At 72.7% G+C, this 13,982-nt stretch carries 13 protein-coding genes; 6 read left to right on the top strand and 7 right to left on the bottom strand.

What is annotated here, in order from left to right; all coding sequences use genetic code 11:
• Positions 1–9: 9 nt before the first annotated feature.
• A complete protein-coding gene (locus CRP30_RS11585; protein WP_097184171.1) occupies positions 10–1,314 on the bottom strand; it encodes an Nramp family divalent metal transporter in 1,305 nt (434 codons plus the stop codon).
• A 125-nt stretch (positions 1,315–1,439) separates the two neighbouring features.
• Here CRP30_RS11585 and CRP30_RS11590 point away from each other — a divergent pair, with 125 nt between their 5' ends.
• Entirely contained in the window at positions 1,440–2,735 is a 1,296-nt protein-coding gene (locus tag CRP30_RS11590) for a glutamate mutase L (protein WP_200814709.1), read from the top strand.
• Here CRP30_RS11590 and CRP30_RS11595 read toward each other — a convergent pair.
• Both CRP30_RS11595 and CRP30_RS11600 read right to left on the bottom strand, forming a co-directional pair.
• Positions 2,707–4,212, bottom strand: coding sequence for a PH domain-containing protein (locus CRP30_RS11595; RefSeq protein WP_235003343.1), 1,506 nt, complete (start codon positions 4,210–4,212; stop codon positions 2,707–2,709). The genes CRP30_RS11590 and CRP30_RS11595 overlap by 29 nt on opposite strands.
• Positions 4,209–4,721, bottom strand: a complete 513-nt coding sequence (locus CRP30_RS11600) for a PH domain-containing protein (protein ID WP_097184172.1) — start codon at positions 4,719–4,721, stop codon at positions 4,209–4,211. Before CRP30_RS11600 ends, CRP30_RS11595 begins: the two co-directional genes overlap by 4 nt.
• Positions 4,722–4,806: 85 nt before the next feature.
• Here CRP30_RS11600 and CRP30_RS11605 point away from each other — a divergent pair, with 85 nt between their 5' ends.
• Positions 4,807–5,136 carry a rhodanese-like domain-containing protein gene (locus tag CRP30_RS11605; RefSeq protein WP_235003463.1) on the top strand — a complete coding sequence of 110 codons (330 nt, stop codon included), beginning with the start codon at positions 4,807–4,809 and terminating at the stop codon, positions 5,134–5,136.
• 100 nt (positions 5,137–5,236) lie between these two features.
• Here CRP30_RS11605 and CRP30_RS11610 read toward each other — a convergent pair whose 3' ends face one another.
• From CRP30_RS11610 to CRP30_RS11625, 4 genes are read right to left on the bottom strand one after another with little or no spacing between them, the layout of a single operon-like run.
• Positions 5,237–6,853: a long-chain fatty acid--CoA ligase gene (locus CRP30_RS11610; RefSeq protein ID WP_097184174.1), complete on the bottom strand. Its 1,617-nt coding sequence runs from the start codon at positions 6,851–6,853 to the stop codon at positions 5,237–5,239.
• A 32-nt stretch (positions 6,854–6,885) separates the two neighbouring features.
• A complete protein-coding gene (locus CRP30_RS11615; RefSeq protein WP_097184175.1) occupies positions 6,886–7,545 on the bottom strand; it encodes a DNA alkylation repair protein in 660 nt (219 codons plus the stop codon).
• A gap of 22 nt (positions 7,546–7,567) precedes the next feature.
• Complete coding sequence (locus CRP30_RS11620; RefSeq protein WP_235003344.1) at positions 7,568–8,200, bottom strand: class I SAM-dependent methyltransferase; 633 nt, start codon at positions 8,198–8,200, stop codon at positions 7,568–7,570.
• Positions 8,197–8,529, bottom strand: a complete 333-nt coding sequence (locus tag CRP30_RS11625; RefSeq protein ID WP_235003345.1) for a cytochrome P450 family protein — start codon at positions 8,527–8,529, stop codon at positions 8,197–8,199. The genes CRP30_RS11620 and CRP30_RS11625 overlap by 4 nt, the downstream gene beginning before the upstream one ends.
• Before the next feature lie 159 nt (positions 8,530–8,688).
• Between CRP30_RS11625 and CRP30_RS11630 the strand changes: the two genes are divergently transcribed.
• From CRP30_RS11630 to mmsB, 4 genes are all read left to right on the top strand, one after another.
• Positions 8,689–9,621, top strand: coding sequence for a DUF5926 family protein (locus tag CRP30_RS11630; protein WP_097184177.1), 933 nt, complete (start codon positions 8,689–8,691; stop codon positions 9,619–9,621).
• Positions 9,622–9,851: 230 nt separating this feature from the next.
• Entirely contained in the window at positions 9,852–10,991 is a 1,140-nt protein-coding gene (gene chvE / locus CRP30_RS11635; RefSeq protein WP_097184178.1) for a multiple monosaccharide ABC transporter substrate-binding protein, read from the top strand.
• 183 nt (positions 10,992–11,174) lie between these two features.
• Positions 11,175–12,710 (top strand): multiple monosaccharide ABC transporter ATP-binding protein, encoded by a 1,536-nt coding sequence (mmsA, locus tag CRP30_RS11640; protein ID WP_097184179.1) that lies wholly within the window; start codon positions 11,175–11,177, stop codon positions 12,708–12,710.
• Positions 12,710–13,963 (top strand): multiple monosaccharide ABC transporter permease, encoded by a 1,254-nt coding sequence (gene mmsB, locus CRP30_RS11645; protein ID WP_097184180.1) that lies wholly within the window; start codon positions 12,710–12,712, stop codon positions 13,961–13,963. Before mmsA ends, mmsB begins: the two co-directional genes overlap by 1 nt.
• Positions 13,964–13,982 lie beyond the last annotated feature (19 nt).

Below are 13,982 nucleotides of genomic sequence, written 5' to 3' on the forward strand. Positions count from 1 at the left end.
GCCCGCGGGTCAGCCGACGGCGAGCTGCACGAGCAGGTGCGCGTTGAGGCCGATGATCAGCGCCGCGACCACGCAGCCGACGGCCGTCGTCCGCCGCCGGTTGACCCAGGCGCCCATGACGGCGCGACGGCTGGTCAGCCACAGCAGCGGGACCAGTGCGAACGGGATGCCGAAGCACAGCACGACCTGCGACCACACCAGCGCCGTCGTCGGGTCGACCCCGAGCAGGAGCACCGCGAGCGCGGGGGCGAGCGTGATGAGCCGGCGGGCGAGCACCGGGATCCGGCGGCGCAGGAAGCCGGCCATCACGACCTGGCCCGCGTGGGTCCCGACCGACGACGACGCGAAGCCCGAGGCCAGCAGCGCGATGCCGAACACGATCCCGGCGCCCCGGCCCAGCTGGTCGCCGAGGCCGGCGTGGACCGCCTCCAGGGAGCCGTCCATTCCGGTGCCGGTGAACAGCTGGGCGGCGATGACCAGCATCGCGGCGTTGATCAGTCCGGCGAACCCCATGGCGACGAGCACGTCGATCCGCTGCGCCCGGAGGAGGCGGCGCCGTCCCCCCGTGCTGCGGCCGGCGGTGACGGCGTCGCCGTAGCGGCCGGGCGTGAGGGCGGAGTGCACGTAGATCACGTGCGGCATGACCGTCGCCCCGAGGATGCCGGTCGCCAGGATCAGGCTCTCCGGCCCGGCGAAGGAGGGGACCAGCCCCGCGGCGGCGCCCCCCACGTCCACTCCGGAGCCCACGAGCGTGTAGCCGAAGCCCAGGCCGATGACGAGCAGCAGCCCGGTGATGACCCGCTCGAAGGGCCGGTGGCCGCGCGACTGGGTGGCCAGCAAGCCGAACGCGACGACGGCGGTGATGACGCCGCCGATGGGCAGCGGCACCCCGAAGAGCAGGTTGAGTGCGACGGCGCCGCCGACGATCTCCGCGAGGTCGGTGGCCATGGCGACCGCCTCGGCCTGCAGCCACAGTCCGCGCGTGACCGGGCGCGGCAGCCGTTCGCGGCAGAGGGTGGCGAGGTCCCGCCCGGTCGCCAGCCCGAGCTTGGCGGTCAGCGACTGGATGAGCATCGCCATGAGGTTGGCCGCGACGATGACCCAGAGCAGCGTGTAGCCGAAGGACGCCCCGCCGGAGAAGTTGGTCGCGAAGTTGCCCGGGTCGACGTACGCGACCGAGGCGACGAAGGCGGGCCCGAGGAGCGGCCACAGGCGCCGCCGGGAGGTCGGCGCGGGCTTCCGGGGCGGCGCGGCGCCGAGCTGGGGCGGCAGCGCGGTCGGCAGCAGGGCGGCCTCGGACTTCGACAGGTACACGACGGGCCTCGCTCGGGACAGAGGGCTGGTGAGGCTGTCCTGCCCGCCGTGCGGGGACCGGTCGGGCCGTTCCGTGGCCCCCGGGGGCCACACCGCCGGAGCCGACGGTGGATAGGGTCCGCCGGGTGACCGCGAGCCAGCCGACGACGCTGGCCTGCGTCGACATCGGGTCCACGTTCACCAAGGCCGCGCTGGTCGATCCGGCGACCGGTCGGCTGCTCGCCACCGCCCAGTCGCCGACCACGCTGGACGACGTCGTGACCGGCGTCCTGGCCGCGACCGCAGGGTTCCCCGACGCCCCGGTGGTCGCCTGCTCCAGCGCGGGCGGGGGCCTCCGCCTGGCGGTGGTCGGCTACGAGCAGCTGATCAGCGCCGAGGCCGGGCACCGGGCGGCGCTGTCCGCCGGCGCCCGGGTGGTGCACGTGACCGCCGGGGTGCTGGACGCGGAGCGGCTGGCCGCCCTGCGCGCCGCCGCGCCGGACGTCGTCCTGCTGGTGGGCGGCACCGACGGCGGCGAGGCCTCGGTGCTGCGGGCCAACGCGGCCGTCCTGGCGGGTGCGGACTGGTCCGTCCCGGTCGTGCTGGCGGGGAACGCCGCGGTGCGGGACGAGGTGGCCGCGGTCCTGCGCGGCGGCGGGCTGCCGGTGCACGAGGCGGGCAACGTGCTGCCCGACATCGGCCGGCTCTCCCCGGAGTCCGCCCGGGCGGCCATCCGGGCGGTGTTCCTGGAGCACGTGATCGGGGGCGACCGGCTGTCCACCGATCCCCGGCTCCGTTCCTGGGTGCGCGCCGTGACGCCGGACGCCGCCCTTGAGGGCGTGACGGTGCTGGCCCGGGTCCTGGCCCCGGCCGAGGTGTCGGTCGTCGCGCTCGACGTCGGCGGCGCCACCACGGACGTCTACTGCGTGCCCGATCCCGACGCCGAGCAGGCGACGCTCGGCCGCGAGGCGGTCGGGATCCCGGCCCGGCGCCGGACCGTGGAGGGCGACCTGGGCGTCTCGTGGAGCGTCGACGCGCTGCGCGAGGCGGCCGCCGCGGAGGGACTTCCGACGCCGGGGGAGGACCCGCTCGCCCTCGGGGAGGCCGCCGCGGTCGTCGCGCTGCGCCGGCACCTGCGGGCCGAGGCGGCCTACGGGCCCGGCGGTGCGAGCGCCCGCTCCGCGCGGCTCGTCGTCCTCTCCGGCGGGGTGTTCCGGCACGCCGCACCGGCCGACGTCGACCAGGTCCTCGCCCGGCTCGCCGAGGATGCCGGAGGCGCGGGCAGTGTGCTGGGCGGGAAGGCGGTGATCGTGGACCGCCGCTACGTGCTGGCCGCCATCGGCCTGCTCGCCGCCGAGCACCCCGCGGCGGCCACCGCACTCGCCGACGACCTGGTGCGCGGCGGCGACCGGGTCACCCCGTTGGCGCGGCGACCGGCCTGAGCTCGTCCGCCCACGCCTCGGAGGCGGCCGCGGCGAAGGCCGCGACGTCGTCGGCGGCCATGTCGACGGCGGTGTAGCCACCGCGACCGGCCCCGACGCAGGCGGTGACGCTCGCCAGTCCGGCACGACGCTGGAACGGCGACTGCTGCACCTGCCAGCCGACGACCGCGCGCCGCTGCAGCACGGCCTGCTCCCGGACGAGCCACCCGCTGCGCACGGCGAACGCGCCCGCGCCGGCCGCGTGCCCGAGGGCGGCGTAACGGCCCAGCCCGAGCGGCACACCGAGGGCCAGGAGCACCAGCCCGAGGACGAGCACCCACCACCAGCCCAGCAGCGGCGTGAGGGCCGCACCCGCGGCGGTGACCAGCAGGCCGGCCGACACCGCCCGCACGATCCGGCGGCGTCGCGCCGCCGGCGGGTGCTGGCGGAGCGGACCGGGCTCCGGGACGAGGCGGACGCCGAGCGAGCGCGCCTCGTCGCGGGGACCCAGCGGCAGCAGCTGCCCGCGGCGGGTGGCGTCCCCGAGACCGGTGACCAGCGCGTTCACGCGCGCCGCCCGCACCCAGCGCATGCCCAGGCCCTCCGACAGCGTCCACCCGCGGATCCGGTCGATCTCCAGCTCGGTGTGCCGCCGGGTGACCAGCCCGCGGGCGGCGACCAGCGACCCGCCCCGGCGGGTCAGCCGGAACCCCCAGTTGACGACGGCGGCGCCGATGATCGACCCGGCCACGAGCACGACCAGCGCCACCACGACCACGACGACGACCGCCTGGACGCCGGAGACGTGCACGCCGTCGAGGTCGGGCCGGAACCGTTCGGGCAGCTCCTGGGCCAGCCGCATCAGCGCGCCGACCGCGGCCATCGGCACCGCGAGGTAGCTGCCCACGAGCGGGGCGTAGAGCAGCCACCGGTTGTCGAAGCGGGCGAACGGCTCCTCGGGCGCCGGCTCGGCGTCCTCGCTGAGGGGGGCGGTCGAGCGGTGCGTGAGGACGGAGGCCCGCAGCCGGTCGCCCTCGGCCCGGCTCACGCCGTCGACGACGAGCTCCTCGTCCTTGTCCGCGGCTCCGGCCGCGGCGTCGATGCGGACGCGGACCAGCCCGAAGACGCGGTGCAGCGGTCCCGCCTCCACCTCGACGCCCCGGATGCGGTCGTTGGGCACCGTGCGCACCGAGCGGGACAGCAACCCACGGGTGACGACGACCGACGCCGGTCCGTCGGCGTAGGTGAACCGCCACCAGGAGAGGGCCGCGGTGGCCAGGGACAGCAGCGTGACGCCGACGACGAGGGCGACCACGGTCGTCGTCCCGCCGCCCAGTCCGGTGGCGGCGACAAGGGGGATCATGGCCGGCACGAACTGGCGGGCCTGGCGGAAGGTCGCCGTGTGCACCAGCACGATCCGGGGCGAGGTGCGCCGTCCGGTGTCCACCGGCCGGGGCGGCGGCGTGGTCGGCGGCGGTGTGGTGGGAGGCGGTGTCACGTCGCCTGGTCGCGGACCTGCTCGGCCCGGTGCGCGAGGTCGTCGGCCACCTGCTGGGCGACGTCGGACTCCAGGTGCCAGATGTGCACGGTGCCCTGGGACGAGGCGGTCAGCACCGCGACCGTCGACAGGCCGAACATCTGCTGGAGCACCCCCCGGGTGACGTCGACGGTCTGGATGCGGGAGATGGGGACCAGCGTCCAGGTCTGGCTCAGCCAGCCCGTGCGGGTGAAGACGGCGTCCTGGGTGATCTCCCAGCGGTACACCCGGTGCTTGAACCAGGGGCGGACGCCGATGGCGACGACGGCGTAGAGGACGACCGCGGCCGGGGCCGCCCACCGCAGCTCGGGTAGCACGCCCGGGGAGTCCGACGGGACGAAGATCGCCACCAGGGCCGCGAGCACGCCGAGGATCACCGAGCTGATCACGCTCTCGGTGACCCAGAGCCCGATCGCCGACCGGGACAGCGACCAGGCCGGTTCGCGAACGGGTGCAGGGGTGGTGGTCATGGGGGCGGGCGGCGGGTGATGGTCATCGCAGTCCATCCTGGCAGTGCCGTCGCCCGGTCCGTGCCGTGCCACGATGGAACGCGTGATGCCGCAGCAGGTGCCGACCGTCTCCGTGAGCGAACTGCCCGACGACGCGGTGATCCTCGACGTCCGCGAGGACGACGAGTGGGTGCACGGCCACGCGGAGAGCGCGACGCACATCCCGATGGGCGACGTGCCGCCGCGGCTCGACGAGCTCCCCGACGCCGACCCCCTCTACGTCATCTGCCGCAGCGGCGGGCGCTCGGCGCGGGTGGCCGCCTGGCTGAACCAGAACGGGTTCGACGCGGTGAACGTCGCCGGTGGCATGGGCGAGTGGGAGGCGGCCGGCAAGCCGATGGTGAGCGAGACCGGCCAGCCCCCCTTCGTCCGGTAACGAGGGGCCCGTCCGACAACGAGGGGCCATAGTGGCCACTTCGGCCCCTCCAGGGGTCGGTTCCCGACCGGAGCAGGGGCCGTAGGGGCCACGTCGGCCGTCAGCTCGGGAGCGCGTACTCGGCGAACTTCGTCCGCAGGTCCTTCTTCGAGAACTTGCCGACGCTGGTCTTGGGCACCTCGTCGATGAACTCGACGGCCTCCGGCATCCACCACTTCGCCACCAGTGGCTTGAGGTGCTCGAGGATCTCCTCCTGCGTGACCGACTCGCCCTCCTTGACGACGACGCAGGCCAGCGGGCGCTCGTCCCACTTCGGGTGCGGGATGCCGATGACCGCGGCCTCCTTGACCGCCGGGTGGCTCATGATCGCGTTCTCCAGGTCCACCGAGCTGATCCACTCGCCGCCGGACTTGATCAGGTCCTTGGTGCGGTCGGCGATGCGGATCGAGCCGTAGGCGTCCATCGCCGCGACGTCCCCGGTCTTCATCCAGCCGTCCTCGGTGGTGAGCTCGGTGCCGGCGTCCGGGTTGTAGTAGTCCTGCGCGCACCACGGCCCGCGCACCTGCAGCTCGCCGGTGGCCTTGTCGTCCCACGGCTGCGGCTCGAGGGTGTCGGCGTCGACGATGCGGGCCTCCACGCCGAGGAACGGGATGCCGGCGCGGGCCCGCTGGGTCGCCTTCGTCTCGTCGTCGGCGTCCTCGTACCGGTTGGGCAGCACACCCGACGACGCCACCGGGTGGGTCTCGGTCATGCCCCACGCCTGCAGGATCGGGATGCCGACCTGCTCGCGGTAGGCCTCCGACAGGGCCTTCGGGACGGCGGAGCCGCCACAGCCGATGTCGCGGAGCTTGTGCGGCTTGCCGGCCAGGTGGGGGAGCACGCCCTGCCAGATGGTCGGGACGCCGGCGGTGAACGTGACGCCCTCGTCGATGATCAGCTTGGCGATCGCCTCCGGCTGCATCAGCGCGCCCGGCATGACCAGCGAGGCCCCCGCCGCGGGAGCCGCCTGCGCGATGCCCCAGGCGTTGGCGTGGAACATCGGGACGACCGGCATGGCGACGTCGCGGATGCCCAGCCCGAAGGCGTTCGGAGCCATCACGCCCATGGTGTGCAGGAACGTCGAGCGGTGCGAGTAGACGACGCCCTTCGGGTTGCCGGTGGTGCCGCTCGTGTAGCACATCGAGGCGGCCAGGCCCTCGTCCTCGACGTGGAACTCGACCGGCTCGGCGTCGGCCAGGAGCGTCTCGTAGTCGAGGATTCGAGCGTCGTCGGGGATCTCGTTGTCGCCGCCGTCGTCCATGACCACGACCTGCTTGACCGTCTTCATGGTGTCGATCAGCGACCACAGCAGGGGCAGGACCGTGCGGTCGACGAAGATGACCTCGTCCTCCGCGTGGTTGGCGATGTAGGTGAGCTGCTCCGGGAAGAGCCGCACGTTGAGGGTGTGCAGCACGCGCCCGGTGCAGGGCGCGGCGAAGTACAGCTCGAGGTGGCGCTGGCTGTTCCAGCCGAACGTGCCGACCCGGCCGTCGCTGCTGATGCCCAGGGTGTCGAGGACACCGCCGAGCTTGCGGGTGCGCTGAGCCCACTCCGCATAGGTCGCCCGGGTCACGCCCCCGGGGTTGTTGGTGACGATCGTGCCGTCGCCGTAGTGCTGCTCGACGTGCCGGAAGATCGCGTCGACGGTCAGGGGGGTGTCCTGCATGAGCCCGCGCATGGCCGGATCCTGCCAGTGACGGCGCTCACGTTCTACCGGGGAGGGCGACGCTCCAGCTCGCGCAGGGCGTCCCGGCCGACCCAGCGGGCGCCGGGACCGCCGGACACCAGCTCCTGCGCGGTCTCGACGGCGCGCGCGTGCAGGCCCGGACTGCGCTTGCCGATCTGGCGCAGCGCCCAGCTCGCCCCCTTGCGGACGACGGTCCGCTCGTCGTCCGCCCGCTCGGCGATCGCCCACAGGAACGGCTCGAACCGGTCGTCGCCGGACACCTTGTCCGCGACGGCGAGGCCGGCCATCACCGCGAAACCGGCGCGCTTCACGACCGGCTCCGGCCGCCCGCTCCACTCCAGCGCCAACGGTGCGCCGAACGGCGTGTGCCGGACGAGGTTCTGGCACACCTGGTCGCACAGGTCCCAGGACGCGAAGCCGGCCGCCCACCCGTCCAGCTGCTCCGCGGTGACCTGCCCCGGCTCCTCGACGAGGCTCGCCAGGATGCGGGCCTCGTGGACGCCGGAGGCCCAGAGCCCGGCCGCCAGCTCGTGCGAGCGGCCGAGCTCCTTCGCCAGCGCCCGCAGCTCGGCGACGGTGACGCCGAGGACGGTTCCGCCGCCGATGCCGTAGCGCGCCATGCCGTCCAGCCGCGACGGGTCGGCAAGGGCGCGCAGCCGGTCGAGCACCTGGTCAGGGGCCATGCCCGCATCCTGCACGGAGGGCTCAGCGCAGACGGCGGACGCGCAGCACCACGTCGTCGGTGTGGTGCGCGCCGGCGCCGCCCTCGGGCGCGACGCGCGGCCTCTGCTCGTCCACCTCCACCTGCCAGGCGTCGTCGAGGAGGGCCGCCACCATCGAGGGCCAGACGTAGTCGGCCGGGTCGAAGTCCCCGTCGTGCGCCTCCTGGGCTTCCATCCCCGCGTGGTGCACGAGCAGCAGGACGCCGCCCGGCGCCACCGCGTCGAGGAGGGCGCGCTCCGCGGCGGCGTCCGGGGTGCGGAGCAGGGCCGGGTACTGCGCCGACACGAGGTCGAAGGACCGCGGCGGCAGCGCCGCCTCGGCCAGGCCGGCGTGCACCCAGTGGACCTCGACGCCGGCGTCGCGCGCGTGCCCGGCGGCCCGCTCCAGCGCGACGCCGGAGACCTCGAGGGCCGTGACGTCCCACCCGTTGCGCGCCAGCCACACGGCATCGGCGCCCTCGCCGCAGCCCACGTCGAGGACCCGCCCGGGCGTCATCCCGGCGACCTCGGCCACGAGAGCGCCGTTGGGTCGGCCGCTCCACAGCTGCTGCCGGTCGGCATACCGCCGGTCCCATTCCGCCTGCACCGCGGGGTCTCCCACGTAGTCGTCGGTCACCCGCACAGGCTGAGGCCGCGCACCCCGGATCGGCTACTCCCGTTGCTGATCAGCCGGCGCAGTCGCGTGTGGTCCGGCGGCTCCATCTCCAGGATCGCGTTCCGGTGGATCAGGTTGAAGCTCGCGAACCGCTCGCCGGGCTCCTTGTCCTGCCAGATCCGGCCCAGCCGGCGGTCGCGGAGGACGGCGTTGGACTCGGCGTGCGTGAAGGCCAGCCAGAGGCCCAGCCCCTCGTGCCACTGGACCGGCGCCGCCTGCCGGGCCCGGACGAACGAGGGGTACGGGTCCGCGACGACGGACGCATCGGCGAGATCGAGCGGGGTGGTCACGGCAGCGAGCCTAGGGAGCCTGCGCGGCCGTCCTGATGCCGACTTCTGCGTTCTCGTGGCCATCGGGGGACTGATGACCACGAGAACGCAGAACTCGCCTGCGACAGCGCGACCGGGCGACCGGTGCCGCCGCGAGGGACCCCACCTACGCTGCACCGCATGGCTTCCCGCAAGCGCTCCTCCGCCCCCGCTGCCACCGCGCCGGAGGGCATCAACCCGAAGGCCCCGTGCTTCTGCGGCTCCGGGCGTCGCTACAAGCACTGCCACGGCTCGGGTTACGCCCCGCCGGTGAGCCGGCCCTTCGAGGGTCTGCCCGGCGAGCCCGACTGGGTGGCGCTGCGGGAGCTCGTGCCGGCGGCCACCGCCACCCTCCGGACGACGGACGGCCGGGAGGTCACCCTCGCGAGCGTGCTGCCCGGCGGCACGCCCGCCCTCGTGCGGGCCAACGGCGAGATCGTGGTCGGCGTCCAGATGCAGACCTCCTCCGACGACGTCAGCCGGGACATCGGCACCGCCCTGGCCGCCGCCCTCGAGGCGCCGGCCGGGGCCCCCGTCGACCCGGGCCCGATCGGTGCCGCCGGTTCCGCGGGTCCCCGCCTGCAGGAACTCCTGGACGTGTCCGCGCCCTTCGAGGTCGTGGTGCACGACGACTTCGCCTTCTGGCTGGAGGGCACCGAACCGAGCCAGGCGGCGCTGCACGGCCTGGAGCACGCGAACGAGGCGGTCCTGCCGACCGTCCGGCTGCCGGGGCTCGAGGCCGCCTACTGGGTGCGGCCGGGCAGCGAGCGCGCGCACCTGCGCTGGGTGCGCCCGGAGCCGGAGGAGGAGCTCCTCGACGCGCTCGCCCGGCTCTCGGCGTCGGAGCAGATCCTGCTCGGTGAGGGGACCCGCTACGCCGGCGCCTTCCGCGCGCTCGGCCTCGTCGTCCCCGTGTGGGACCTCCCCGCCGACGTGCCGGCCGAGGAGTGGATCGGCCCGGCGACGGAGTTCCAGACCCGGCTCGAGCAGGCGCTCACCGTCACCGAGCCGCTCACCAGCGACGAGCGGCGGGCCCGCGCCGGCCTGATCTCGCGCCAGATCACGCTGCGCTGACCGGCCGGCGTCGTCCCGGGAGCCGTCCGGGGCCGGCGCGTGCAGGGCTGGAGCCGTCCGGTGAACCTCTCCCCATGCCCAGATGACCGGCGCGTTACGCGACCGTGACAACTAAAGAGCGAGGAGGGGTTGACGGCGTTGGTTGTTAGCGCTCACATTGACTCCGCTCGCGTCGCGCGGGCCTGCGCCGGGTCGAGTGGTGGCAGTTGTCTCGAAGAGGAGATCAATACGTGAGCAGGAAGCTCGGCTTCACCGCCGCGAGCGCCGTCCTGGCGCTCACGCTGGCGGCATGTGGTGGCGAAGGCGCCGGCAGCAGCTCCGGCGGCGGAAGCGGCTCGGACGAGGACCTGTCGATCGGCGTCTCGATGCCGACCCAGACCTCCGAGCGCTGGATCGCCGACGGCGAGTCCGTCCAGGAGCAGCTCGAGGCCGAGGGGTACGAGGTCGAGCTGCAGTACGCGAACGACGACATCCCCACGCAGTCGCAGCAGGTCGACCAGATGATCACCCAGGGCGTCGACGCCCTGATCATCGCCGCGATCGACGGCACCGCGCTCAGCAGCCAGCTGCAGGCCGCTGCTGACGCCGGCATCCCGGTCATCTCCTACGACCGGCTGATCCGCGACAGCGAGAACGTCGACTTCTACGTCAGCTTCGACAACTTCAAGGTCGGCGTGGCGCAGGGCAACGCGCTGCTGACCGGGCTCGGCATCGCCAACGAGGACGCCCCCGACGGCACCGCCACCGGCCCGTTCAACATCGAGCTGTTCGCCGGTTCGCTGGACGACAACAACGCCTTCTTCTTCTTCGACGGCGCCATGTCGGTCCTGCAGCCCAAGATCGACGACGGCACCCTGGTCGTGAAGTCCGGCCAGACCACCATCCAGCAGGCGGCGACGCTCCGCTGGCAGCAGGAGACGGCGCAGAAGCGCATGGAGGACCTGCTCACCTCCAGCTACAACGACGGCACCCGCGTCGACGGCGTCCTCTCGCCCTACGACGGTCTGTCCCGCGGCATCATCACCGCGCTGCAGAACGCCGGCTACGGCTCGGCGGCCCAGCCCATGTCGGTCGTCACCGGTCAGGACGCGGAGATCGCGTCGGTCAAGCTGATCGCCGACGGTGTCCAGAGCTCCACGATCTTCAAGGACACCCGTCTGCTGGCCGAGCAGGCCGTCATCGCCGCCCAGGCGTTCCTCGAGGGCGACGAGCCCGAGGCCAACGACACCGAGTCCTACGACAACGGCGTCAAGGTCGTCCCGGCCTACCTGCTCCCCGTCGTCACGGTGTTCGCCGACGACATCGAGAAGGAACTGGTCGAGACCGAGTACTGGACGGCCGAAGAGGTCGAAGCCGGCCAGGCCGACTGACCTCGAGCACCACAGACCGGCCGGGCCCGGTGGCGATCTCGCTGCCGGGCCCGGCCGCACCACCCCGCACCACCCGGGCCGCCCGGCGTCTAGCCCGCAGGCCCCGCACCTCCCACACTCTTGAACACCGCGCGCACCCGCCCTGTCCTGTACGCGCAGACGAGCCGAAGGACGACGGAGTCCATGGACGACAACATCCTGGAGATGCGCTCGATCACCAAGACCTTCCCGGGCGTCAAGGCGCTCGAGAACGTCTCCCTGGCCGTGCGCCGGGGCGAGATCCACGCTATCTGCGGTGAGAACGGCGCCGGCAAGTCCACGCTCATGAAGGTGCTGTCCGGGGTCTACCCGGCAGGCAGCTACGACGGCGAGATCGTCTTCGACGGCCAGGCCGCGTCCTTCGGTGGCATCCGCGACAGCGAGCACGTCGGGATCGTGATCATCCACCAGGAGCTCGCGCTGGTCCCGTACCTGTCGATCGCGGAGAACATCTTCCTCGGCAACGAGCGCCGCGGCCGTGGCGGCCTCATCGACTGGAACAAGGCGAACGCCGAGGCCACCGAGCTGCTGCAGTCGGTCGGCCTCGACGAGAACGCCGTCACCCCGGTCGGTCAGCTCGGCGTCGGCAAGCAGCAGCTGGTGGAGATCGCGAAGGCGCTGTCCAAGGACGTGCGCCTGCTGATCCTCGACGAGCCCACCGCCGCGCTCAACGACACCGACTCCGAGCACCTGCTCAACCTGCTGCGCCGCCTCAAGGAGCGCGGCATCACCTCGATCATGATCTCGCACAAGCTCAACGAGATCACCGCGATCGCCGACCGCGTGACCGTCATCCGCGACGGGCAGACGGTCGAGACGCTCAACCTGGACGCCGGCGAGGTCACCCAGGAGCGGATCATCCGCGGGATGGTCGGCCGCGACCTGGAGAGCTACTACCCCGAGCGGACGTCGGACCCGGGCGCTGAGGTCCTCCGCGTCGAGGACTGGACTGTCTGGCACCCGACGCAGGACCGCAAGGTCGTCGACGGCGCCAGCTTCACCGTCCGCGCCGGCGAGGTCGTCGGCATCGCCGGCCTCATGGGTGCCGGGCGCACGGAGCTCGCCATGAGCATCTTCGGCCGCTCCTACGGCCGCGACATCTCCGGCCGGATCTTCATGCACGGCAACGAGGTGCGGGCCCGCTCGGTGGCCGAGGCCATCGACCGGGGCATCGCCTACGCCACGGAGGACCGCAAGCGCTACGGCCTCAACCTCATCGAGGACATCCGGCGCAACGTCTCCGCGGCCGCCCTCGGCAAGCTGTCGCGCCGGGGCTGGGTCAACGGCAACGAGGAGACGAAGGTCGCCGAGGAGAGCCGGCGCAGCATGAACATCAAGGCGCCCAGCGTGATGTCGATCGTCGGCAAGCTCTCGGGCGGCAACCAGCAGAAGGTCGTGCTGTCCAAGTGGCTGTTCACCGACCCGAACGTGCTGATCCTCGACGAGCCCACCCGCGGCATCGACGTCGGCGCCAAGTACGAGATCTACACCATCGTCAACCGTCTCGTGGCGGCCGGTAAGGCCGTCGTCGTCATCTCCTCCGAGCTGCCCGAGCTGCTCGGCATCTGCGACCGCATCTACACGCTGTCGGCCGGCCGCATCACCGGCGAGATGCCGGTGACCCAGGCGACGCAGGAGAACCTCATGGAACTCATGACCAAGGAAAGGGAGTCCGTCTGATGGCCACGACCGCGACCCCGCAGGCCGACCCGACTCCCAAGGAGCCCGAGGCCACGCCCGCCGCTGCGCTGACCACCGGCACCAGCGACCTCCGCCAGCTGCTGCTGCGCAACCTGCGCCAGAGCGGCATCTACATCGCGTTCGTCGCGATCGTGGCGCTGTTCGCGATCCTCACCGAGGGCCTCTCGCTGAGCCCCGGCAACATCACGAACATCGTCCTCCAGTACTCCTACATCCTCGTGCTGGCGATCGGCATGGTCCTCGTGATCATCGCCGGGCACATCGACCTGTCCGTCGGATCGGTGGTCGCGCTCACCGGTGCGGTGTCGGCGGTGCTGGTCATCCAGCGGGACTACCCGTGGTGGGTCGGCATGCTCGCCGCGATCGCCGTCGGCCTCGCCGTCGGCGCATGGCACGGGTTCTGGGTCGCCTACGTCGGGATCCCGGCCTTCATCGTGACCCTCGCCGGCATGCTGCTGTTCCGCGGGCTCACCCTGCAGGTGCTGGGCAACATCTCGCTCTCGCCGTTCCCCTCGGAGTACAGCAAGGTCGCCAGCGGCTTCCTCAACGGGCTGCTCGGCGGCAACGGCTACGACGCCTTCACGCTGCTGATCGGCGCGGTCGCCGTCGCGGGGTACGCGGTCAGCGGCTTCCGCACCCGCGTCGCCCGGATCAAGTACCAGCAGCCGGTCGAGTCGTTCCCGCTGTTCGTCGGCCGGGTGCTCGTCGTCGGCGCCGTCGTCATGTACTTCGCCTGGCAGCTGGCCCACGCCCGCGGCCTGCCGATCGTGCTGATCATCCTGGCGGTGCTGATCATCGCCTACGGCGTCATCTCCAAGCGGACCGTCTTCGGCCGCCAGATCTACGCCATCGGCGGCAACCTGGCGGCGGCCCAGCTGTCCGGCGTCAAGGTGAAGGTCGTCAACTTCTGGATCTTCGTGAACATGGGCTTCCTGTCCGCGATCGCCGGGATCATCTACTCCTCGCGGTCCAACGGCGCCCAGCCCGCGGCGGGCAACATGTTCGAGCTCGACGCCATCGCCGCCGCCTTCATCGGTGGTGCGGCCGTCACCGGTGGTGTCGGCACCGTCGTCGGCGCCATGGTCGGCGGTCTGATCATGGCCGTCATGAGCAACGGCATGCAGCTCATGGGCGTCGAGCAGCAGATCCAGTCGATCGTGAAGGGTCTCGTGCTGCTGCTGGCCGTCGCCTTCGACGTGTACAACAAGCGCCGTGCCGGGACCTCTCGCTGAGCGCTGAGCCGTTCGGGCA

This window comes from Blastococcus haudaquaticus, from assembly GCF_900230285.1.
GTDB classification, from domain to species: Bacteria; Actinomycetota; Actinomycetes; order Mycobacteriales; family Geodermatophilaceae; genus Blastococcus_B; species Blastococcus_B haudaquaticus.

Excerpts from the sequence above, each read along its gene's own strand:
- CRP30_RS11600 (WP_097184172.1), bottom strand. The coding sequence starts at position 4,721 with ATGACCACCACCCCTGCACCCGTTCGCGAACCGGCCTGGTCGCTGTCC.
- CRP30_RS11605 (WP_235003463.1), top strand. The coding sequence starts at position 4,807 with ATGCCGCAGCAGGTGCCGACCGTCTCCGTGAGCGAACTGCCCGACGAC.
- CRP30_RS11610 (WP_097184174.1), bottom strand. The coding sequence starts at position 6,853 with ATGCGCGGGCTCATGCAGGACACCCCCCTGACCGTCGACGCGATCTTC.
- CRP30_RS11615 (WP_097184175.1), bottom strand. The coding sequence starts at position 7,545 with ATGGCCCCTGACCAGGTGCTCGACCGGCTGCGCGCCCTTGCCGACCCG.
- CRP30_RS11630 (WP_097184177.1), top strand. The coding sequence starts at position 8,689 with ATGGCTTCCCGCAAGCGCTCCTCCGCCCCCGCTGCCACCGCGCCGGAG.
- mmsA (WP_097184179.1), top strand. The coding sequence starts at position 11,175 with ATGGACGACAACATCCTGGAGATGCGCTCGATCACCAAGACCTTCCCG.
- mmsB (WP_097184180.1), top strand. The coding sequence starts at position 12,710 with ATGGCCACGACCGCGACCCCGCAGGCCGACCCGACTCCCAAGGAGCCC.